This is a genomic window from Flavobacterium urocaniciphilum (assembly GCF_900110615.1).
Taxonomy (GTDB): domain Bacteria; phylum Bacteroidota; class Bacteroidia; order Flavobacteriales; family Flavobacteriaceae; genus Flavobacterium; species Flavobacterium urocaniciphilum.
The window spans coordinates 155,749-177,358 of sequence record NZ_FOEI01000002.1 but is presented as its reverse complement, the minus strand read 5'-3'; the positions used below and the strand labels follow the sequence as shown (position 1 = coordinate 177,358).

Annotated in this window: 22 protein-coding genes; 7 read left to right on the top strand and 15 right to left on the bottom strand. The window is 30.5% G+C overall.

Features of this window, described 5'->3' with window-relative positions; translation table 11 throughout:
* Nucleotides 1-29: 29 nt before the first annotated feature.
* From BMY86_RS04970 to BMY86_RS04950, 5 genes are all read right to left on the bottom strand, one after another.
* Nucleotides 30-1,373, bottom strand: coding sequence for a deoxyguanosinetriphosphate triphosphohydrolase (locus BMY86_RS04970; protein WP_091466852.1), 1,344 nt, complete (start codon nt 1,371-1,373; stop codon nt 30-32).
* An 85-nt stretch (nt 1,374-1,458) separates the two neighbouring features.
* Nucleotides 1,459-1,680, bottom strand: coding sequence for a hypothetical protein (locus BMY86_RS04965; protein WP_091466002.1), 222 nt, complete (start codon nt 1,678-1,680; stop codon nt 1,459-1,461).
* Nucleotides 1,681-1,806: 126 nt separating this feature from the next.
* Nucleotides 1,807-4,236, bottom strand: coding sequence for a ribonucleoside-diphosphate reductase subunit alpha (locus BMY86_RS04960; protein ID WP_091465999.1), 2,430 nt, complete (start codon nt 4,234-4,236; stop codon nt 1,807-1,809).
* Nucleotides 4,237-4,388: 152 nt separating this feature from the next.
* On the bottom strand, nt 4,389-5,366 hold the full coding sequence (locus BMY86_RS04955) for a ribonucleotide-diphosphate reductase subunit beta (RefSeq protein ID WP_091465996.1): 978 nt from the start codon (nt 5,364-5,366) through the stop codon (nt 4,389-4,391).
* A 267-nt stretch (nt 5,367-5,633) separates the two neighbouring features.
* Nucleotides 5,634-6,200 (bottom strand): DUF3109 family protein, encoded by a 567-nt coding sequence (locus tag BMY86_RS04950; RefSeq protein WP_091465993.1) that lies wholly within the window; start codon nt 6,198-6,200, stop codon nt 5,634-5,636.
* Nucleotides 6,201-6,363: 163 nt separating this feature from the next.
* On the opposite strand from BMY86_RS04950, the gene BMY86_RS04945 reads away from it, so the two are divergent.
* The 3 genes from BMY86_RS04945 (at nt 6,364) to BMY86_RS04935 (ending at nt 7,823) form a co-directional block, all read left to right on the top strand.
* Complete coding sequence (locus BMY86_RS04945) at nt 6,364-6,939, top strand: MarC family protein (protein WP_091465991.1); 576 nt, start codon at nt 6,364-6,366, stop codon at nt 6,937-6,939.
* Between the two features lie 73 nt (nt 6,940-7,012).
* Nucleotides 7,013-7,207, top strand: coding sequence for a hypothetical protein (locus tag BMY86_RS04940; RefSeq protein WP_091465988.1), 195 nt, complete (start codon nt 7,013-7,015; stop codon nt 7,205-7,207).
* Between the two features lie 7 nt (nt 7,208-7,214).
* Nucleotides 7,215-7,823 carry an FAD-dependent oxidoreductase gene (locus BMY86_RS04935; RefSeq protein ID WP_091465985.1) on the top strand — a complete coding sequence of 203 codons (609 nt, stop codon included), beginning with the start codon at nt 7,215-7,217 and terminating at the stop codon, nt 7,821-7,823.
* 1 nt (nt 7,824) lies between these two features.
* Here BMY86_RS04935 and BMY86_RS04930 read toward each other — a convergent pair whose 3' ends face one another.
* From BMY86_RS04930 to fbp, 5 genes are all read right to left on the bottom strand, one after another.
* Entirely contained in the window at nt 7,825-8,529 is a 705-nt protein-coding gene (locus BMY86_RS04930; protein ID WP_143065597.1) for a hypothetical protein, read from the bottom strand.
* A gap of 81 nt (nt 8,530-8,610) precedes the next feature.
* The gene (locus tag BMY86_RS04925) at nt 8,611-10,206 is read right to left on the bottom strand and encodes a S41 family peptidase (protein WP_091465981.1); all 1,596 of its coding nucleotides are present in this window, start codon (nt 10,204-10,206) and stop codon (nt 8,611-8,613) included.
* Nucleotides 10,199-10,630 carry a deoxycytidylate deaminase gene (locus BMY86_RS04920; RefSeq protein WP_091465979.1) on the bottom strand — a complete coding sequence of 144 codons (432 nt, stop codon included), beginning with the start codon at nt 10,628-10,630 and terminating at the stop codon, nt 10,199-10,201. The genes BMY86_RS04925 and BMY86_RS04920 overlap by 8 nt, the downstream gene beginning before the upstream one ends.
* 128 nt (nt 10,631-10,758) lie before the next feature.
* Nucleotides 10,759-11,349 carry a HupE/UreJ family protein gene (locus BMY86_RS04915; RefSeq protein WP_091465977.1) on the bottom strand — a complete coding sequence of 197 codons (591 nt, stop codon included), beginning with the start codon at nt 11,347-11,349 and terminating at the stop codon, nt 10,759-10,761.
* A 122-nt stretch (nt 11,350-11,471) separates the two neighbouring features.
* Nucleotides 11,472-12,479 carry a class 1 fructose-bisphosphatase gene (gene fbp / locus BMY86_RS04910; RefSeq protein ID WP_091465975.1) on the bottom strand — a complete coding sequence of 336 codons (1,008 nt, stop codon included), beginning with the start codon at nt 12,477-12,479 and terminating at the stop codon, nt 11,472-11,474.
* A 236-nt stretch (nt 12,480-12,715) separates the two neighbouring features.
* On the opposite strand from fbp, the gene BMY86_RS04905 reads away from it, so the two are divergent.
* The 4 genes from BMY86_RS04905 to BMY86_RS04890 all read left to right on the top strand — a co-directional run bounded on the left by BMY86_RS04905 (nt 12,716) and on the right by BMY86_RS04890 (nt 16,603).
* Nucleotides 12,716-13,192, top strand: coding sequence for a GNAT family N-acetyltransferase (locus BMY86_RS04905; RefSeq protein WP_091465973.1), 477 nt, complete (start codon nt 12,716-12,718; stop codon nt 13,190-13,192).
* 49 nt (nt 13,193-13,241) lie between these two features.
* The gene (locus tag BMY86_RS04900) at nt 13,242-14,495 is read left to right on the top strand and encodes an aspartate kinase (RefSeq protein ID WP_091465971.1); all 1,254 of its coding nucleotides are present in this window, start codon (nt 13,242-13,244) and stop codon (nt 14,493-14,495) included.
* A gap of 265 nt (nt 14,496-14,760) precedes the next feature.
* Nucleotides 14,761-15,585: a UDP-2,3-diacylglucosamine diphosphatase gene (locus tag BMY86_RS04895; RefSeq protein ID WP_091465969.1), complete on the top strand. Its 825-nt coding sequence runs from the start codon at nt 14,761-14,763 to the stop codon at nt 15,583-15,585.
* Nucleotides 15,586-15,589: 4 nt separating this feature from the next.
* The gene (locus BMY86_RS04890) at nt 15,590-16,603 is read left to right on the top strand and encodes a glycosyltransferase family protein (RefSeq protein ID WP_091465967.1); all 1,014 of its coding nucleotides are present in this window, start codon (nt 15,590-15,592) and stop codon (nt 16,601-16,603) included.
* 26 nt (nt 16,604-16,629) lie between these two features.
* On the opposite strand, the gene BMY86_RS04885 is transcribed toward BMY86_RS04890, so the two are convergent.
* The 5 genes from BMY86_RS04885 to BMY86_RS13035 all read right to left on the bottom strand — a co-directional run bounded on the left by BMY86_RS04885 (nt 16,630) and on the right by BMY86_RS13035 (nt 21,556).
* Nucleotides 16,630-17,490: a cupin-like domain-containing protein gene (locus tag BMY86_RS04885; protein WP_091465965.1), complete on the bottom strand. Its 861-nt coding sequence runs from the start codon at nt 17,488-17,490 to the stop codon at nt 16,630-16,632.
* A gap of 70 nt (nt 17,491-17,560) precedes the next feature.
* Nucleotides 17,561-18,646: a biotin synthase BioB gene (gene bioB, locus BMY86_RS04880; RefSeq protein ID WP_091465963.1), complete on the bottom strand. Its 1,086-nt coding sequence runs from the start codon at nt 18,644-18,646 to the stop codon at nt 17,561-17,563.
* A 68-nt stretch (nt 18,647-18,714) separates the two neighbouring features.
* Nucleotides 18,715-19,158: a hypothetical protein gene (locus tag BMY86_RS04875; RefSeq protein ID WP_091465961.1), complete on the bottom strand. Its 444-nt coding sequence runs from the start codon at nt 19,156-19,158 to the stop codon at nt 18,715-18,717.
* A gap of 176 nt (nt 19,159-19,334) precedes the next feature.
* Entirely contained in the window at nt 19,335-20,624 is a 1,290-nt protein-coding gene (locus BMY86_RS04870) for an HTTM domain-containing protein (RefSeq protein ID WP_091465958.1), read from the bottom strand.
* Nucleotides 20,624-21,556 (bottom strand): bifunctional riboflavin kinase/FAD synthetase, encoded by a 933-nt coding sequence (locus BMY86_RS13035; RefSeq protein WP_177177127.1) that lies wholly within the window; start codon nt 21,554-21,556, stop codon nt 20,624-20,626. The genes BMY86_RS04870 and BMY86_RS13035 overlap by 1 nt, the downstream gene beginning before the upstream one ends.
* Nucleotides 21,557-21,610 lie beyond the last annotated feature (54 nt).

The window sequence follows — 21,610 nt, the reverse complement described above, 5'->3', positions numbered from 1 at the left end:
AATGATGATTTTTTAATTATGAGTTAATATTAAAATTTATTAGCGTTAATTATCTTAAAAATTTCTATCGCTTTTCCATCCGTTAAAAGAGAAACAAACTGACAGATATTCAACAATTTATCATACATGGTTTCTTTATTTCCTTTGTATTTTTCAGGTAACATATTCATAATTAATTTATCATGATTAGTTGCCTTATTGTTCGAAGTATTTATATATGCCGTGATGAAAACATCTAATAAAGTATGAATAACTTTATAACCAATAATCTCTTTTTCAATAACTTCTTTAGATTGATAAATATTTTTAATACTAATATTTATTATATCTGAAATTTGAGCTTTATACTGACTTTTATCCATTAAAGAAACGGAAAATTCACCTTTTAAAATTGCTGTTTCATTTTCCATAAAAATGGAAACTGCATCATTAATTAGACTTCCAATAGCCAAAGCACGTAAATAACTGATACGATCTTCTTTTGTTTTTAGTTCGTGGTATTTCTTAGAATCAATAGATTTCTGAACCAATTTAATAAGATATTCTAAAGCGAAATCTTCATTTATTAATCCGAGTTTAATTCCATCTTCAAAATCGATAATCGTATAACAAATATCATCTGCCGCTTCTACTAAAAAGGCTAATGGATGACGAAAATATCCTACATCTGGATTCGTTTTATTAGAAATCATTCCTAATTCAGTTGCCACTTCTTGAAAGAATTTTTTGTCTTGTTGAAAGAATCCGTATTTCTTATCACAAATATTTGAAGTAGGCTTTTTAGGTAAACTTTCTTTCGGATATTTCATAAATGTTCCTAAAGTCGCGTAGGATAATCGTAACGCACCTTCTACGCCTTCTCTACTGGATGTTAAAATTGAAAAACCATTTGCATTTCCTTCAAAATCAACGATATCTTGCCATTCTTTTTCAGAAAGTTCCGATTGATATTTTTGTCCGATTCCTGAAGAAAAATATTCGCCAATTGCTTTTTCACCTGAATGTCCGAAAGGCGGATTTCCAATATCGTGTGACAAACATGCTGCGGCAACAATTGCACCAAAATCATTTAATTGATACCCATGAATTTCTTGTAAATGCGGATATTTTTCTAATACTTTTTTCCCAACTAATCTTCCAATGGAACGACCCACAACAGAAACTTCCAAGCTGTGTGTTAAGCGTGTGTGAACAAAATCTGTTTTAGAAAGCGGAATAACTTGCGTTTTATCTTGAAGCAAACGAAATTCTGATGAGAAAATAATTCTATCGTAATCTACTTCAAAACCTAAACGGGTATCGTCTTGTTCCTTACGTAATCTTTTACTTGTATCGCCTTGTCTTTTTAAAGACAACAATTGTTCCCATTGCATCATTGAAAACTAGAATTTAGAATTTAGAAATACGAAGATAATAATTTACAAAAGAAAAAGCCTTCGAAATGAAGGCTTTTAAAATTTACTCTTTTAAGTTCGACAAGAAAAACAAATTGGATTTTTTTGGATACTTCTCATAACTTTTATCACTTGGGTTTTCAATGATTGTTTTAATATTGACTTCATCGCCAATTTTAAATTTTGAAACCACTAATTTATAATCTAACAAATATGGACCACAGAAAAAATTTCCATCTGCATCTTGTTCAATATTTCCTGTATAAATTCCTTTTTCTTTTGCCATAATTTTATTTTTTTATTACATACAGTTCGACCTTCGGTCTCGAGTACAAAGGTATAAAAAAACAGCCACTAAAAATAATGGCTGTTTTGAATTATGTTTATCAGATTGCTTTGTTCCTCGCAATGACTATGAACCACACATTTCGCAATCTTCTGGACCAGCATTTCTAGCCATTTCAATCATTGCTCTGTATTCTTCAGCTGTCATAGCATTAGTAGTTACTGGCTCAGCCACTTGCACTACTTCTAATTGCTCTTTTGGAGCTGTTTGAACAATTGGTTCTGTTTTTTTATCGTTATTAAGCGTAAACTTAATCGCATCAACAGCAGCTTTTGTACGTAAATAGTACATTCCTGTTTTTAATCCCGATTTCCAAGCATAGAAATGCATCGACGTTAATTTCGAGTAATTTGCATTTTGCATGAATAAGTTTAACGACTGCGATTGATCTACGAAATATCCACGGTGACGAGACATATCGATGATGTCTTTCATAGACATTTCCCAAACCGTTTTGTATAAATCTTTTAAGTTTTGAGGAATGTTTAAGTTTTGAACCGATCCGTTTTCACGCATTAATTCTTGTTTTAATTCTTCATTCCACAATCCTAATTTTACTAAATCTTCTAATAAATGTTTGTTTACAACGATAAACTCACCAGATAAAACTCGGCGTGTATAAATGTTTGAAGTATATGGTTCAAACGCTTCGTTATTTCCTAAAATTTGAGAAGTTGAAGCAGTTGGCATTGGCGCTACTAATAATGAGTTACGTACTCCAAATTCCATTACTTCTTTTCTTAAACTTGCCCAATCCCAACGACCAGAAAGTTCTTCGTCTTTTAATCCCCAAAGATTGTATTGGAATTCTCCTTGAGAAATTGGTGAACCTTTAAATGTTGAATATGGTCCTTCTTCTTTTGCCATTTCCATTGAAGCTGTTACTGCTGCAAAGTACATAGTTTCGAAGATTTCTTGGTTCAATTGTTTCGCTTCATCACTTGTAAAAGGCATTCTTAACATGATAAAAGCATCAGCTAAACCTTGCACTCCTAATCCGATTGGACGGTGACGTTTGTTAGAATTTTCTCCTTCAATAACAGGATAATAATTTCTATCAATTACTTTGTTTAAGTTTTTCGTTACACGTTTAGTAACCGTGTAAAATAACTCATGATTAAACGCTCCGTTTTCAACAAACATTGGTAACGAAAGAGATGCTAAGTTACAAACTGCAATTTCATCTTTCGAAGTATATTCCATAATTTCAGTACATAAATTCGAAGAACGAATCGTACCTAAATTTTTCTGGTTTGATTTTCTGTTAGCCGCATCTTTGTACAACATATATGGTGTTCCAGTTTCGATTTGCGATTCTAGAATTTTTTCCCATAATTCTTGAGCTTTGATGGTTTTTCTACCTTTTCCAGCTGCTTCATACGATTCGTATAACGCTTCAAACTCATCACCATGAACATCGTATAAACCTGGACATTCGTTTGGACACATTAATGTCCAATTTCCGTCTTCTTGTACACGTTTCATGAATAAATCTGGCGTCCACATAGCAAAGAATAAATCACGCGCACGCATTTCTTCTTTACCGGTATTCTTTTTCAAATCTAAGAAATCGAAAATATCAGCATGCCATGGTTCGATGTAAATAGCAAAACTACCTTTACGTTTTCCACCACCTTGATCTACATAACGAGCAGTATCGTTGAATACACGTAACATTGGAACGATTCCATTAGAAGTTCCATTTGTTCCACGAATGTAAGAACCTGTTGCACGTACATTGTGAATAGATAATCCGATTCCACCAGCCGACTGAGAAATTTTTGCGGTTTGTTTTAAAGTATCATAAATACCATCAATACTATCATCTTGCATTGCTAAAAGGAAACAAGAAGACATTTGTGGTTTTGGAGTACCTGCGTTAAATAATGTTGGCGTTGCGTGTGTGAAATATTTTTTCGACATTAAGTCGTACGTTTCTAAAACAGCCGGTAAATCATTTAAGTGAATTCCAACTGCAACACGCATTAACATATGTTGAGGACGTTCTACAATTTTACCATTGATTTTTAATAAATAAGAACGCTCTAAAGTTTTAAATCCGAAATAATCGTAGTTAAAATCTCTGTTATAAATGATATGCGAATTTAAATATTCTGCATTTTCTTCAATAACCTTATAAACTTCATCTGAAATTAGCGGAGCTGCTAAATTTGTTCTTGGGTTTACATAAGTATACATTGCTTTCATTGTTTCAGAAAACGATTTGTTAGTATTCTTATGTAAGTTTGAAATTGCTATACGAGCCGCTAATTGTGCGTAATCTGGGTGAGCAATAGTCATTGAAGCCGCTGTTTCAGCTGCCAAGTTATCTAATTCTGAAGTACTTACACCATCGTATAAACCTTCAATAACTCTCATAGCTACTTTTACAGCATCTACTAAATCGTTTAAACCATAGCACAGTTTTTTAATTCTGTCTGTGATTTTGTCGAAACTTACTGGCTCTTTATGGCCATCTCTTTTAATTACGTACATAGTTAGTTTGTTTTGTGAAACTGTAAATCCCTTTACAATTTCGGGTTATTTGTATTAATTATTTAGCCAGTAATTAAGGCTCGCTTTTACCTTTTGAGCAAAAGCATTCGGATAAATTTTTGTCAGGATTTGGGGAAATACTGTATTAATTATTAAAAATCAGCGTCAAAAGAAATCTTTTGAGCATCTGTATCTGTATTCATTACACCTGCTTTTTGGTATTCTGCAACTCTCTTTTCAAAGAAATTGGTTTTTCCTTGTAAAGAAATCATATCCATAAAGTCGAATGGGTTTGCTGTATTGTATTCTCTTTCACAACCTAATTCTACTAATAATCTATCAGCAACGAATTCTAAGTATTGTGTCATTAATCCAGCGTTCATACCAATTAAAGAAACCGGTAACGATTCTGTAATAAACTCTCTTTCGATATTTAAAGCATCAACAATAATTTCTCTAATTCTTGCCGTTGGAACTTTATTAATTAAGTGATTATTATGTAAGTGTACTGCGAAATCACAGTGTACTCCTTCGTCACGAGAAATTAACTCATTTGAAAACGTTAAACCTGGCATTAAACCACGTTTTTTCAACCAATAAATTGAACAGAAAGCTCCAGAGAAGAAAATACCTTCAACAGCTGCGAAAGCAATTAAACGCTCTGCAAAAGAAGGCGATTCAATCCATTTTAATGCCCATTCCCCTTTTTTCTTAATAGCAGGAAATACATCTAAAGCATTGAATAATTCTGTTTTCTCCGCTTCATCTTTTACATAAGTATCAATTAAAAGAGAATACGTTTCAGAATGGATATTTTCCATCATGATTTGAAAACCATAGAAAAATTTCGCTTCAGCATATTGCACTTCATTTACGAAGTTTTCCGCTAAATTTTCATTTACAATTCCGTCAGAAGCAGCAAAGAAAGCTAAAATGTGTTTGATAAAATATCTTTCATCGTCATTTAACTTATGATTCCAATCGGTTAAATCTTGATGTAAATCAATTTCTTCCGCCGTCCAAAAACTAGCTTCCATACTTTTATATCTTTCCCATATATCATGGTGCTTGATAGGAAAAATTACAAAACGATTTTTATTTTCTTGTAAAATTGGTTCAACGGTAGACATAAATAATTGATTTTTTTATAATTAGTTAGATACTTTTTTTCAATTTTTGATTTTACAAATTTGAAGAAATGAATTGAATAATAAAAGCCAAACTTATTCAAACTTATTCACAAAATTGCCAAGTTTTTAACAATTGTAAATTTATTAATAATTTTTATAACTATTTAATTATCAGTAATTTACAATAATTAAATAAAAACAAAAAATCGTCTTAAACTACTGATAACTCAATTGCTAAGACGATTTTTAAGTTATAATTTTTGCTGTTTATTTTTTCAATTCAGCAGCAACTTTTTCTAATTCTTCATACCACTCAATTCCGAATTTTCGAATCAAAGCTTCTTTTACAAATTTATAAACTGGAACTTGTAATTCGGCTCCTAACGTACATGCATCTGAACAAATATGCCATTTATGATAATTAACGGCTGAAAAATCTGAATATTCTTTTACACGTATAGGATATAAATGACAAGAAACAGGTTTTTTCCAATCTACAATACCTTGATTATACGCTTGCTCAATTCCGCAAAGGGCAGTTTTTCCATCGAAAATTACATACGCACAATCTTTTCCATCAATTAACGTTGTTTCGTATTCACCATCGTCACCAATTACAAAAGCACCTTGTTGTTCAATAGCTTCAATTCCTTCTGGACGAAGAAATGGTTTTACTTTTGGATAAATATCAACTAAGATTTGTGTTTCTTCCTGAGTTAATGGCGCACCAGCATCTCCATCTACACAACAAGCACCTTTACAAGCTGATAAATTACACACGAAATCATTTTCAATAATTTCTTCTGAAACTATGGTTTTTTGAAGTTGAAACATTCTTATATATTTAAAGAGCAAAGATAAATTAAAGTTGGAAGTTAGAAGTTAGAAGTTAGAAGTTTTTTACGAATAGTTTTTATAGAATAATAATCTTACGTTAAATCAAACCTTCTATCCACTTAATATTTTTATATTTGCAAAAACATTTACTTTAATAACTATGGGAATTGATTGGAAAGAAGTTTTTACGATATCGATGATTTTATTTGCCGTTATTGATATTCTTGGAAGTATTCCTATTATTGTAGATTTAAGAAGTAAGATTGGTCATATACAATCGGAAAAAGCAACTATAGTTTCGGCAATTATTATGATTGCCTTTTTATTTGTAGGGGAAGAAATTTTAAAACTAATTGGAATCGACGCCAATTCGTTTGCGGTTGCAGGTTCATTTGTATTGTTTTTCTTAGCCTTAGAAATGATTTTAGGCGTTCGATTATACAAAGAAGACAATCCGACCACTGCATCTATTGTACCAATTGCTTTTCCTTTGATTGCTGGCGCTGGAACGATGACCACTTTATTATCATTAAGAGCTGCTTATGATAAAGTTAATATTATAATAGCCATACTTATTAATGTAATATTAGTTTATGGTGTTTTGAAATCGTCTGGAAAAATTGAAAAATTATTAGGCGTAAATGGATTAGGAATTATTAGAAAAGTATTCGGTGTTATTTTATTGGCTATTTCGATAAAATTATTTGCCGCTAATGTTAAAGGATTATTTATATAAATTAAAATACCCAAATTGGTCTTAACCATTAAATAACAAAATTGTTTGATAGTTGGACTGAAAAATTAAAAAAATGAAAATATTTACTTACATTGTTATTGCATTATCATTAATTACCATCGTTTTTAATGCAACAAAAATTGATTTTGAAAAACCTTTTGAAGGAGAAAGCACGGTAGCTTTAATTGGAATTGTTGCCTCATTTTGTGCCATTGTAATCGTATCACTTTTTATGGTTGCTAGAAAAGTTGTGGAACAAACAAAATAATTGACAAATGTTTGAAGTATTAATTATTGGCGGTGGTGTTTCTGGAGTTTCTGCAGCCTTACTATTTGGTTCAGCGAAAGAAAAACCATTTATGATGGATAAAAAAATTGCCATAATTGCACATCAAAAAGCCTCATCTTTACAAAACGCTTTATTTAATAATGCCTACGGAATTCCAGCAGGAAAACTAGGCAGCGAATTATTAGTTGAAAGCTTAGAACATTTAGCACACAATTATCCTCATATCAATCAAATTATTGGTGAAAAAGTATTGAAAATCTCTGGTGAAGTTGGGAATTTTACAATTACTACAAACAAAAATAGTTACCAATCAAAAATAGTGGTTATTGGTATTGGTGCTGGAAATCCGTTTACTATTGAAGGATTAGAACAATATGTAATTCCTCATAAAAAAGCTGCTCCTGAAAAAAACAGAATTCAACTTGAAAACAACGATCATTTAGTTGCCGAAGGTATTTACGCAATTGGAACATTGGCCGGACATAGAAGTCAGTTAGTAATTGCAGCAGGAAGTGGTGCTAGTGCTGCGACTGATATTTTAACCTTATGGAATGATGGCAAACCTGTTCAGGTTCACGATTCTGTAAAAGAATAAATCATTCCTTTTGATGTAATTTTTTATATTCTTCTGATTTTGTCATGAGGAACTGCAACAACACCATCTCATCATAACTTTCTACAATTTCTTTTGATTTTTCATCGAAATTACAGAAACTCAAAAACGCCTCCATTTCAGTGGGTTCTAATTTTAGACTTTTTGCTAAAAAATCATCGTTATAACTTCTTCTTACAAATGTTAAAAATTGAATAGGTTCACGCTTTTTCTGTACTTCTTTATCTTTATTTTTGAACAAACCAAACAGCATTTTTCCTACAGCCATTAAATTAACACCAGTATATGCTGTTCCATCTGAAAAACCGTAAGCATTACTTTTCACAGGAGCAACTGATATTCCTTTATTAACATCTTTAAAATATGGAGTTGCATTTTTCACTACAACTTCTTCAATTTTTTCAGATTTCCGAATTAAAACAATTTCTAAACTTTTAGAAAAATCGAATAGTGAATCAATATAAATCTTCACAACATCATAATCTTTATGATAAAATGAAATCCAATTTTTAGTCGAAGCATTGATTTGAAAACTACCATCTTTATTCGCCTTAACAACTTCTTTTTGGGTAATATTTATTACTTCCACATTTGAAATTGGCAAACTATCAGCCATAATTTTTCCTTTGACATTTTGAGAAAAACAAAAGGAAATACTGAAACAAAACAGAAGTAAAATTCTTTCCATAAAAGATTATTTATGGATCAAATGTAGGAGTATAAAGAATAGCTAATAGTTAAACAAAAGACAAAATTTGTAAATAATTTCTTAAATGTGTTTTTGTTTATCTAAAATCTTAGTAATCATTTTATCTTTTGGAAGTGTAATTTGATAATATGATGTGTCGTTAAAAAGTTGTTTTGAAAACTCGGCATACAAATAGGTAAGCACTTCTTCTTTATGATTTGCCAAACTCAACATCAACCCGTTATTTGCAATGTATTCTCTAAATTGATTGAAATATTTATCGGATTTAAATAATTCTTCTTTCAATTGTTGACTATTGAATTTACTGAAAAAAGTTCGATTTTCATCTAGTTTTTCAAAAGCATAATAACTCATAATTTCAGACTGCAGCAGTAATGACAAACCTTCTTGATTATGATTTTTATTTAAGGCCACAAAAACATCTGGAATGATTCCGCCACCACCATAAACTGTTCTTCCTCTTTTTGTTTTAAATTTTAAACTATCGGCAACTTTTATACTATCGGCTTCGTATAATTCACCGTTTAAATAGCGTTTTTCAAACTCGTTAAAGTATTTTTCACCTTTATCTTCGTATGGTTTTTGAATACTTCTACCTGAAGGCGTATAATATCTTGCTATCGTTAAGCGCACAGCAGAACCATCATCTAATTTCATTTCTCTTTGCACTAATCCTTTTCCAAATGAACGACGACCAACAATAGTTCCTCTATCATTATCTTGAATCGCTCCCGCTAAAACTTCACTGGCAGATGCACTATTTTCATCAATTAAAACGAACAATCTACCTGTTTCAAATGAACCTTTTGCCGTTGCATACGATAAGTCAACAGCTCCTTTTTTATTCTTTGTTTTAACGATTAATTCTTTGTCTTTTAAAAATTCATCTGCCATAGCAACAGCCATTTCAAGATATCCGCCACCATTTCCCCTTAAATCGACAATTAATTCCGACATGCCTTTTTTCTTTAAAGAAAGTATAGCATTATGAAATTCACTATAAGTAGTTTCTGCAAATCGATTCACTTTTATATAGCCCATTTTACTATTAACCATAGTTGAAACATCAACACTTTTAACAGGCACAAGGCTACGAGTAACCGTAACTTTAAAGCTTTTATGTTCTGATTTTCGATATACCAATAAATCAACTTTACTGCCAATTTCTCCTTTTAAAATTGGGAATAAATTTTCAGATAGATAGTTTTTCTTGAAAAGTTGTTTGTTATTAGCAAATAAAATGCGGTCACCCGGTTTGATTCCGACCTTTGCTGAAGGGCCATTCGGAATGGGTTTTATAACCGTTAATGTATCTTTATACATGTAGAAATTCACTCCAATTCCCACAAAATTTCCTTCCATATTTTCGGAAACGGAAGCTGCTTGTTCTTTAGGAATGTAAACTGAATGAGGATCTAATTTTTCTAATATTCCAGAAACTGTTAGGTCGACAATTGAATCGGTATTCACATCATCAACGTATTCGTTATCTATGAAATCCAGTAATTTATTTAGTTTTATTTTACCTTCGGTTTTGGAACCGATTCGAGCATTTTTCAAAATATTAATTTTATCTCCAAATAATAATCCCCCAGCAAATGATAAGGCGATAATTACCGGAATGAAGATGTAATATTTTGAATTATGTTTACTCATTAATTTCTAGTAAATGGACTGCTTCTACTCCTGCTTTTCGTAAAAAATCGACACCAGAAGTATCTTTATATTCTTCTAAATAAACTACTCTTTTTATTCCTGACTGATGTATCAATTTACTACAATCTTTACAGGGCGAAAGCGTTATATATAACGTAGCACCTTCACAAGATTGCGTAGAACGAGCTACTTTTAAAATTGCATTAGCTTCAGCATGTAACACATACCATTTGGTTAAATTTTCTTCGTCTTCACAACAATTTTCAAAACCACTTGGTGTTCCATTATAGCCGTCAGAAATAATCATTCTATCTCTTACAATAATTGCGCCAACTTGTTTTCTCTTACAATAAGAAAGTTTTCCCCATTCTGAGGCAATGCGTAAATAGGCTTTATCGTATTTTAATTTTTTCTTTTCTTTCATGTTTAATTTTACCGCAAAGAAACACAAAGTTCTTCGCAAAGGTTCGCAAAGTTTTTATTTTTTTAAATACTTTTTTGAACTAATTCTATTGTATTATAAATAATATATTCAGCTCGGAGAATCAACTTTTATCCAAATATTTCGCTTTGTAAAATCATGGGTAACACTACACCAATTACAAAAGCCGACATTACTAAAGCCCAATCTCTTTTAGAAAATCTAAATCCAGTTTGCACCACATATGCCAAAATTAATACTGCAATTACAACTATAATTTGAGCAGCTTCAATTCCTAATGCAAATTCTAACAACGGAATTAATTTATCTGCTCTAGTTCCAGCCATTATGGTATTAAAATAATTTGAAAATCCTAAACCATGTACCAAACCAAATACAACTGTAACTATAGCTACAAAAGTAATACTTTCTTTTTTTCCTGATTTTCCAGCTGTAAACAAATGAAATATAGCTGTAACTAATATGGTTATAGGAATAAGAAACTCAACAACATGCGCTTGAATTTTTACTACTCCAAATACTGATAACAATAAGGCTAAGGAATGTCCAAGAGTAAATAAGGAAACTAATAACAATACCCTAGACCAATCTTTAAATGCATAAGGAATCATTAGGGCTATAAGAAATAAAATATGGTCGTATGCATTAATATCCAATACATGTGTGAGACCCATATTAAAATAAATCAAAAATTCTTGCATAACAATATAGTAGTAGGTTAATTTGGTTTTCCAAACTTAAGGAATTTAAAATTAATAAAAAAGCGACATCACTGTCGCTCTTTTTTTATAACATTTTATAACATTATGCAGAATATTATAACTTATTTAGCTTTTTCCATGAATTCTTCTGCTTTTTCAACCATTGATTTTACCCCACAGAAAAAAGGTACTCTTTGATGCAATTCTGTTGGTTGAATATCCATAATTCTTGTAAATCCATCAGAAGCTGTTCCTCCAGCTTGTTCCGCTATAAAAGCCATTGGATTACATTCGTATAATAAACGTAATTTACCTTTTGGCGCTTTTGAACTTGTTGGATAAATATAAATCCCACCTTTAATCATGTTTCTATGAAAATCCGAAACTAAACTTCCAATATAACGTGAAGTATAAGGTCTGTCTTCTTCTTCCGCTTGACAATATTTAATATAATCTTTTACACCTTGAGGGAAATGAATATAGTTTCCTTCATTTACAGAATAAATATTCCCTTTTTCTGGGAACTGCATATTTGGATGCGATAAATAGAACGTTCCAATTGCTGGATTTAATGTAAATCCGTTTACACCATGACCTGTTGTATACACTAACATCGTAGACGTTCCATAAACTACATAACCTGCCGCTACTTGTTGATTACCTGGCTGTAAAAAATCTTCTAAAGCAACAGGCGTTCCAACTGGAGTTACTCTTTTATAAACAGAAAATATTGTTCCTACAGAAACATTTACATCAATATTAGAAGACCCGTCTAAAGGATCCATTAATACAACATATTTATTATTATGACTTTTATCTAACCCTTCAACAGTGATGAAATCGTCGTTTTCTTCAGAAGCAATACCACAAACAATTTCTCTATTGATAAGCGTTTGAATAAACACTTCATTAGCATAAACATCTAATTTTTGTTGATCTTCACCTTGAATATTTTGATCACCAGCAGCTCCTACGATATCAACTAAACCCGCTTTATTAACTTTATAGTTTACTACTTTTGCCGCTAAACGAATTGAATTGATAATTTTTGATAATTCACCAGAGGAATACTGATGTGCTTTTTGATTTTCGATGATAAACTCACCAAGGGTTTTATTTCTTTCTTCCATTACGAAATAGATTAGTTGAATTGTACTGCAAACTTACATAAATTTACACGAATATTTTATGCTGTTTGAATTTTTTAAAATAGATTCCAAAACAACAAAAAAATTAGAATTTTTCTAAAAATATAAATTTTTGTTATAATCCTAAATTTTTTTTCCAAACCAAAATCGATTAATTACATTTGCATACTTTTATAACAAATCCGATATAAAATAACAATTAGAATTATTTGTTTAACATGTTACAAATTAGAAAAGGAACACCAGAAGACATGCCAGCTGTTTTAGAATTAATAACGGAATTGGCTGTATTTGAAAAAGAACCAGATGCCGTTGTCATTACTGCTGAAGATTTAGTTCGAGATGGATTTACATCAACACCGTTGTTTCACACATTTGTTGCAGAAGAAAATAATACGATAATAGGTGTCGCTTTATATTATTACAGATATTCCACTTGGAAAGGCAAAACAATCCATCTAGAAGATTTAATTGTAAAAGAAAAAAATCGTGGAACTGGCGCTGGATTTGCCTTGTATTCTGAAATCATAAAGCAAGGAAAAAAAGACAATGTGAGACGTATTGAATGGAATGTTTTAGATTGGAATACACCTGCCATTGAATTTTATGAAAAAAGTGGCGCTAAAATATTACACGATTGGCGCGTAGCTCAAATGGATGAGAACGGAATAAATTTATTTTTAAACAAAGAATAATACAACTATTAATACCGAGGAATTTTAAATTTCTCAAAATAAACACACAATGAAAATATTCAAATTTGGTGGCGCATCAGTAAAAGATGCAGCTGGAGTAAAAAACGTTTTACAAGTTTTACAAACGGTTGGACATGAAGATGTTTTACTAGTTATTTCTGCAATGGGAAAAACTACTAATGCTTTAGAAATTGTTATCAAAAATTACTTTGAAAAATCTAAAGAATTATATTCTTCTATTCAAGATATTAGAAAATACCATAATCAAATTCTTTTAGATTTATTTGAAGATGAAGAACATGAAGTATATTTCGATGTTACTGCTCATTTTGATGATTTAGAATATTTTGTTAGAAGTAATAAATCGCCAAATTATTCATTTGTATACGACCAAATTATCAGTATTGGAGAACTTGTTTCCACTACAATTGTGAGTCATTATTTAAATGAATCTGGCATTACCAATCAATGGTTAGATGTTAGAAATTTCATTAAAACAGATAACACGTATCGTGATGCCAATGTAAACTGGGAACAAACTCAAAAATTGATTTCAAAAATCAACAGAAAAAAATCTTTATTCGTTACTCAAGGTTTCATTGGAGCGGATGAAAACAACTTTACAACAACTTTAGGTCGTGAAGGATCAGATTATACAGCAGCTATTTTTGCTTATTGTATGGGCGCTGAAAGTGTAACTATTTGGAAAGATGTACCAGGAGTTTTAAATGCCGATCCGAGATATTTTGAAAATGCAGTGCTTTTAAATCAGATTTCCTATAGAGAAGCCATTGAATTAGCGTTCTATGGTGCAAGTGTAATTCACCCTAAAACGTTACAACCGTTACAGAAAAAAGAAATTCCTTTATATGTTAAATCGTTTGTAAACCCAACTTTACCTGGAACTAGCGTAAGTAAGGGTGCTGATTTAGAACCAAAAACGTCTTGTTTTATCGTGAAGAAAAACCAGATTTTAATTTCTTTATCTTCAATTGATTTCTCTTTTATTATGGAAGAAAATATTAGTGAAATTTTCGGATTGTTCCATAAATATAAAATTAAAGTAAGTTTAATTCAGAATTCAGCTATTAGTTTTTCTGTTTGTGTAGAAGACAAGTTTGAAAAATTCAACGAATTGAAAACTGTTTTATCTAAAAAGTTCAAAGTATCGTATAATGAAAATGTTTCATTGTACACTATTCGCCATTTTGACGCTGCTTCTGCCGAAGTTGTAGAAAAAGATAAAAATGTATTGGTAAAACAAATTAGTCGCGAAACATTGCAAATAGTTACTCAGCAATAATTCAAACTAAAAAAATTAGTCACGAATTCTCGAATAAAAAAATTTAAAAAATTGATTAAAATCGACTATGTCGATTAATAATTCGAATTAAAATTTTCATTCCAAACTCACTATGTGTTAATTCGAAAATTCGTGGCAAAAAAACTAAACACCTAATTAACATAAAATTAATTAGGTGTTTTTTTTTACTTCAATTTCTTAATATTAGAAGACTAATTCCTTAATAAACAAACTATTACTTTGCTAAAACAATACAACATGTATTATGGCAAGAATAGTTGATACGGTAATAATTTCTGATGTTCATCTTGGAACGTACGGCTGTCAGGCGAAAGAATTATTACAATATTTAAAATCCATTGAACCCAAACATTTAATTATAAATGGCGACTTTATAGACATTTGGCAATTTAAAAAAAGTTACTTTCCAAAAAGTCATTTAAAAATTATTAAAAAAATCATCGACTTTTCGAACAAAGGAACAGAAGTCACTTACATCATTGGAAATCATGATGAATTCTTACGAAGATTTGCCAATGCTACTTTCGGAAATATTGAATTAGTTAACAAAAAAGTAATTCATTTCGGTAAAAAGAAAGCTTGGATTTTTCATGGTGATGTGTTTGATGCATCGGTTCAACATTCTAAATGGATTGCGAAATTAGGCGGATGGGGTTATGATACTTTAATACGTTTAAATGTATTATCGAATTGGTTTTTAACACAAATGGGAAAAGAGAAATATTCCTTTTCGAAAAAAATCAAAAACAACGTTAAAAAAGCAGTGAAATTTATTGGAGATTTTGAAAAAACGGCTTCTGAATTAGCCATCGAAAATCAATTTGATTACGTGATTTGCGGACACATTCATCAACCTCAAATTAAAGAAATAAAATCCAAAAATGGCTCGTGTATTTATTTGAACAGTGGCGATTGGATAGAAAATTTAACCGCATTAGAATACCACGATTCAGAATGGCAATTATTCACTTACGACAAAAAAATGTTTGAAGAAAAAACAGATACTGAACTCGATTTATTTGAACAACAAACCATAGAAATGCTTATTAGAGATGTAATTAATTTTTAGAATTATGAAAATATTATATGCCGTACAAAAAACAGGAAATGGACATTTAGCAAGAGCGCAAGAAATTATTCCGATTTTAAAAACTTTTGGTGAAGTAGATATTTTGGCTAGTGGAAATCAATCGCAAATTAGCCTTCCATTTGAAATTAAATACAATTGTAAAGGTATTTCATTAGTGTATAATGAAAAAGGAGAAGTTTCGTATTGGAAAACTTTATTAAACAATAATTATTGGACATTTGTAAAAGATGTTTTTAAATTAAAACCTTCAAAATACGATTTGATAATTAACGATTACGAACCGATTTCTGCATGGTCTTCCATTTTAAAACGAGGAAATATTATTTCTTTATCACATCAATCTTCTTTGTTTTTTAAGGAAACTCCAAAACCAAAAAAAACGAATTTATTTGGGGAATTAATTTTAAAACTATATGCACCTTGTAGAAAAAAATATGGTTTTCATTTTGAAAGTTATCATGAAAAAATATTTACACCAATAATTAGAGAAAAAGTAAGAAACCTTAAACCTCAAGTTACACAAGGCAGTTATGTGGTTTATTTACCGTCTTTTTCCGATGCAAAAATTATAAAAGTCTTATCTAAAATAAATGCAGAATGGCATATTTTTTCGAAGTATGCAACGTGTAATTATTATTTAGGAAACTGTAATGTATATCCAATTAACGAGGAAGACTTTTTATTTAAACTTAGCTATTGCGAAGGTGTATTATGTAATGCTGGATTCGAACTTCCAGCAGAAGCATTATATTTAAAAAAGAAACTATTAGTTATTCCAATTAAAAAACAAATTGAACAAGAATACAACGCAATTGCCTTAAAAAAGTTAGGGGTTTTAACAACTAAAAGATTAGATTTTAGTTTGATTCATATTTGGACGAAAAGCAATATTGTGATCAATCAAAATTACACTAACGACATTGAAAGCATTTTAAAAGAAATTATAGAGGAGAATATTACGATAACTGCACAAACAACTGATTATCATTTTGCTTAAAAGTCCAGATTACTCTGGACTTTTTCTTAAATATTTTTATTTGTTTTTATAATGGCTTGTTCGTTTTTATAATCAATCCAAGCTTGCCCTTTTCTTCTTCGCATAAAATTATCATAATGACGCATGATGAACACATTATAAACCGCTTTCAATAAATTAATTGGTTTTCTTGGAAACGCTCGTAAACTCATAGAAAAACCTGGTGTAACATATTTCATATAATGCCAATAACCTTCTGGCATGTATAACATTTCACCATGATTTAAATCACACACCAATCCTTTTACTTTTTTTAAAGCAGGCCATTTTTCAAAATCCGGATTATCGAAATCGATATCTTCTCTAGAAATTAAAGAATAGGGAACTTTATACATGTAGGGCGTTTCTGTTGGACTGAACAACATACAACGTTTTTTACCATGAAAATGAAAGTGCAAAATATTGGAATAATCAATATCGAAATGCATAAAAACTTTCGAATTTTCGCCTCCAAAAAACAACATTGGTAATTGTTTCACCAAATGAAGTCCGATTTTTGGCCATTTGAAATCGTGTTTTAATTGCGGAACTTCCTGCATTAAATTATAAAGAAAAATTCGGTAGTTTGTAGGTTTCGATTGCAATAAATCCACATAATCGCTCATCTTCATTTTAGCATGCGCTTCATTAAATCCGTCTTTATGAGAAACTGGTCGGTCATCATATAATGGAACCGTTTTATCACCAGCAATTTCTTTAATATAATTCAAATTCCATTTTTCAAAAGCTGGCCAATCATTTGTTAATTGTTCAATAACTATTGGCTTTTGCTTTTTTACATAATTATTGTAAAAATCTTCTTTGCTTATTGTTTTAACGCGCTCAATTTCTTCTAAAAATATCCCCATAAAAAAAGCTCTAACAGATGTTGTTAGAGCAAATTTATAAAATTGTGAAAATAAATTTCTTAAAAAAGTGTTATTTACCTTTTACAGAAGCTTCTAAATTTCTTTCGATTGTATGTCCAGGTCTAGACCATTTTGGTTTTTCTCCTAAAGCTTCAAATTTAGAATCAGCCGCTTCAACTGTTTCTGGTTGCATTTTTTTGATGAAAGGTTTTTGCGGATTTAATCCTAATAATTCGAACATTTTCATGTCTTCATTTACATCTGGATTTGGAGTTGTTAATAACTTATCTCCAGCAAAAATTGAATTCGCACCTGCAAAGAAACACATTGCTTGTCCTTCTCTACTCATGTTTGTTCTACCAGCAGATAAACGAACTTGCGTTTCAGGCATAACAATTCTAGTTGTTGCAACCATACGAATCATTTCCCAAATTTCAACTGGTTTTTCATCTTCTAATGGCGTTCCTTCTACAGCTACTAATGCGTTAATTGGCACCGATTCTGGTTGTGGATTTAAAGTAGAAAGAGCTACTAACATTCCCGCTCTATCTTCAATACTTTCTCCCATTCCAATAATTCCTCCACTACAAACCGTTACGTTAGTTTTACGAACGTTTTCAATAGTTTCTAAACGGTCTTCAAAACCACGAGTTGAAATTACTTCTTTATAATATTCTTCTGATGAATCTAAATTGTGGTTGTATGCATATAAACCAGCTTCTGCTAAACGATGTGCTTGATTTTCGGTAATCATACCTAATGTACAACAAACTTCCATGTCTAGTTTGTTAATTGTACGAACCATTTCTAATACTTGATCAAATTCCGGACCGTCTTTCACATTTCTCCATGCCGCACCCATACAAACTCTTGAAGAACCTGATGATTTTGCGCGTAAAGCTTGAGCTTTAACTTGTGAAACCGACATTAAATCGTTTCCTTCAACATCTGTATGATAACGTGCTGCTTGCGGACAATATCCACAATCTTCTGGGCAACCACCTGTTTTAATTGATAAAAGTGTAGAAACCTGAACCGTATTTGGATCATGGTGTTCTCTATGAATTGATGCTGCTTGATATAACAAATCCATTAATGGCATGTTGTAAATATCAATAATCTCTTGTTTCGTCCAGTTATGTTTAGTCACACTCATAAAATCATAAATTTATGCTTCAAAAGTACTAATTTACAATTGAAGAAAAAATTTATGTGTAAAAGTTTTTATTTTTTTGAAACTGCAGGAACATCTTTCCAATACTGCATCAAGGCAAAGGAACCAATTAAAGAAGAAGCAACACCTTCAAAAAATAATACTGCACAATACTTAACAAGATTCGTTTTCCCTGTAAAGAAGAATGTATCCGATAAGGTTGCTAAATACGTTTCGCCTCCTTTTATGTAAACAAAAACGATCAATCCAACAATACCTAAAAATACACCAATAATTCCTGTTTTAAATCCAGAAACTAGGTTTTCTAGATAATCTGTAATTCCATTGGAATAATTACTTTTTATGGTTTTACTGATTCCAAACAACACAATAAATGCATTCAGAATTCTTAAATAATTTTTATCTGCTAATCCGAATAAGTCCATTAATAAGAAGAAAAGACCAATTCCAATGAAGATTAAGACTCCATTTTTTATTTCATTTTGATTTTTCATATATAAAGAATTTAATTAGTTTTAAATAAATATATGTAATCGTAGGTGTCTTGAAAATTGCAGAGCAAACATTTTGCACGCTATTTCATAGTAATGATTTGATTACTATAAATGTACAAAAATTTTATTTACTTACCTGATAATCAGTTGTATTTTTAACTTTTGTTTTAGATATGTTAATCTAATTTTTGAAGTAATATCCAATCATTATGTTGGAAATAATTAAATTGTGCCTTTGTCATATCGACGTTTTCGTCAATTAAAGTAACAAATGGACGTCTATTAATAGAAACTCTACTTTCAACATAAATGGCAACTGGTTCTTTATATTGCTTTTTAATTCTTTGACAATATTGCCAAATTAAATCTGGAGAATGTTTTAGGGTTTTTATTTGTGTAGAAGTAAGTTCCGATTCATAATCATAATATCTTGACAATTCTGTTTTTGGATCTACAACTTTAATTTTCAATTCACCAATTCGTTCTCTAAGCATCATTCGCCATGATAATCGATGGCCTTCTTCTGTAAACAAAACATCACCTTTAATTACAAAATGACGTAAAGGAAAAAGGAGTTGTAGGATAAAAAAAGGGACAAAAAACCACACATACAAATTGGATTTGAATGGATAAATTTTCGGTGTTTCTGATTTTTTAAATATAAATTGAAAAGTTTTTGGATCTACAATTAAAACGATAAAACTCAGCGCTAAAAAAGGAAAAATACCAATTTTAAGCGTTATCGAATTTGAAATATGAAATGCAAATGAAGCAATAATAGCCAATACTCTAGTGCGTTTCCAAAAAAGAGCGGGAATTATGAATAAATCGAATAAAATTCCTGCATAAGCATACAATAACAAAAACCATTTTTGATTGAAAATATCTAACAAAAACTGATGTTGCGTGATTCCGTTTAAAAGAATTCTAGAAAAAGTACCATCCAACCAATCGGGATAAATTTTAGCAACTGCAGCGTAAAAATATAAAATTGAAATTTGAAAAATTAATAAGAACGGCATCCATCTAGGCAAAGTTGTGGATTGGGTTTTTGGAAAAAATTTCGAATCTAAACTCAACTTTCCATTTGCAGGCAGGAAACACATGATAACACCAACTAAAACTAAAAAATAATAATGATTGTTATAGGATTCTTTTTGTGCGAGATAAACTCCAGCCCACATAATCGTAAATAAAATCATTGAAAAGCGATAGAAAAGTCCAATTGCGATTAAAATCCCTAATATTCCCATCATGGAAAAATACACATACATTTTCTCTCCATGAAGAATTTGTAAAAAATCGAATCCAATAAAATTAAAAGAAAATTTACTATTGATGAAAATGGTATCTACCCATCCTAAAATAATGGCACCAAAACTTTCGGATGCAATTAATAAACCCAGTAATATTCTAAAAATTACTAATCCAGAATTTTCTATATGTTCTGAAAAATATTTTTTCATTACTTATTTTCAAAGAAATGAATAGTGTCTTGCTTATCCTTTTCTAATTGATTTTTCAAATCATTAAAAGAATCAAATTTCTGCTCTTCTCTTATTCGTTTTAAAATATTCACTTGGATTTTATTTCCATAAATATCTTCTGAAAAATTTAAGATATGTACTTCAATAGACAACTTATTGCATCCTAAAGTAGGCTTTACACCAATATTCATCATACCATTTAAAAGCACTCCATTTAATAAAACAGATACTATGTAAACACCGTTTTTGGGAATTAATTTATACTCTTCAGGAATTTCAATATTAGCAGTAGGATAACCAATAGTTCTTCCCAATTGATTTCCTTTCACTACAATACCATTTAACATATAGGTATAACCTAAATAGCTATTAGCAAGCGTAACATCACCTTCTAATAATGCAGTTCTTATTTTTGTTGAACTTATAGAAACTTCATCAATTTGTTGAGCAGAAATTTCTTCAACTTCAAAACCAAATTCTTTTCCAAATGCTAACAAATCATTAAAATCTGCCGCTCTATTTTTTCCAAATTTATGATCGTGTCCGATAATGATTTTTTGAATATTGAGCTTTTGCACTAAAACTTGTTCTACAAATTCTCTTGGAGATAATTCTGAAAAAGCTTTATCGAAAGGATGAATAATAAAGTTTTGAATTCCTTTTTTGGCTAACAATTGCGATTTTTCTTCAATCGTATTCAACAGTTTAATATCGCAATTATCGGAAACTATTAATCGTGGATGAGGAAAAAAAGTAAGAATAACACTTTCTAAATCTTCTTCTTCTTTAGAATTATGACAAATTTTATCCAATATGGCTTCATGCCCAATATGAACACCGTCAAATGTACCTAAAGTTACAACTGTTTTCTTAGCTGAAGAAAATTCGTAGATGGAATTAAATATTTTCAAAACTCTTATTTTGTACAAAAATAAAAAGGATTGGCGTAAACCAATCCTTTTTGT

Coding starts and splice junctions, on each gene's coding strand:
- BMY86_RS04885 (WP_091465965.1), bottom strand. CDS start 17,490: ATGGGGATATTTTTAGAAGAAATTGAGCGCGTTAAAACAATAAGCAAA.
- BMY86_RS04965 (WP_091466002.1), bottom strand. CDS start 1,680: ATGGCAAAAGAAAAAGGAATTTATACAGGAAATATTGAACAAGATGCA.
- fbp (WP_091465975.1), bottom strand. CDS start 12,479: ATGGAAGAAAGAAATAAAACCCTTGGTGAGTTTATCATCGAAAATCAA.
- BMY86_RS04945 (WP_091465991.1), top strand. CDS start 6,364: ATGGGAATTGATTGGAAAGAAGTTTTTACGATATCGATGATTTTATTT.
- BMY86_RS04915 (WP_091465977.1), bottom strand. CDS start 11,349: ATGCAAGAATTTTTGATTTATTTTAATATGGGTCTCACACATGTATTG.
- BMY86_RS04970 (WP_091466852.1), bottom strand. CDS start 1,373: ATGCAATGGGAACAATTGTTGTCTTTAAAAAGACAAGGCGATACAAGT.
- BMY86_RS04895 (WP_091465969.1), top strand. CDS start 14,761: ATGGCAAGAATAGTTGATACGGTAATAATTTCTGATGTTCATCTTGGA.
- BMY86_RS04950 (WP_091465993.1), bottom strand. CDS start 6,200: ATGTTTCAACTTCAAAAAACCATAGTTTCAGAAGAAATTATTGAAAAT.
- BMY86_RS04905 (WP_091465973.1), top strand. CDS start 12,716: ATGTTACAAATTAGAAAAGGAACACCAGAAGACATGCCAGCTGTTTTA.
- BMY86_RS04900 (WP_091465971.1), top strand. CDS start 13,242: ATGAAAATATTCAAATTTGGTGGCGCATCAGTAAAAGATGCAGCTGGA.
- BMY86_RS04920 (WP_091465979.1), bottom strand. CDS start 10,630: ATGAAAGAAAAGAAAAAATTAAAATACGATAAAGCCTATTTACGCATT.
- BMY86_RS04890 (WP_091465967.1), top strand. CDS start 15,590: ATGAAAATATTATATGCCGTACAAAAAACAGGAAATGGACATTTAGCA.
- bioB (WP_091465963.1), bottom strand. CDS start 18,646: ATGAGTGTGACTAAACATAACTGGACGAAACAAGAGATTATTGATATT.
- BMY86_RS04955 (WP_091465996.1), bottom strand. CDS start 5,366: ATGTCTACCGTTGAACCAATTTTACAAGAAAATAAAAATCGTTTTGTA.
- BMY86_RS04875 (WP_091465961.1), bottom strand. CDS start 19,158: ATGAAAAATCAAAATGAAATAAAAAATGGAGTCTTAATCTTCATTGGA.
- BMY86_RS04870 (WP_091465958.1), bottom strand. CDS start 20,624: ATGAAAAAATATTTTTCAGAACATATAGAAAATTCTGGATTAGTAATT.
- BMY86_RS04940 (WP_091465988.1), top strand. CDS start 7,013: ATGAAAATATTTACTTACATTGTTATTGCATTATCATTAATTACCATC.
- BMY86_RS04935 (WP_091465985.1), top strand. CDS start 7,215: ATGTTTGAAGTATTAATTATTGGCGGTGGTGTTTCTGGAGTTTCTGCA.
- BMY86_RS04925 (WP_091465981.1), bottom strand. CDS start 10,206: ATGAGTAAACATAATTCAAAATATTACATCTTCATTCCGGTAATTATC.
- BMY86_RS04930 (WP_143065597.1), bottom strand. CDS start 8,529: ATGGAAAGAATTTTACTTCTGTTTTGTTTCAGTATTTCCTTTTGTTTT.
- BMY86_RS04960 (WP_091465999.1), bottom strand. CDS start 4,236: ATGTACGTAATTAAAAGAGATGGCCATAAAGAGCCAGTAAGTTTCGAC.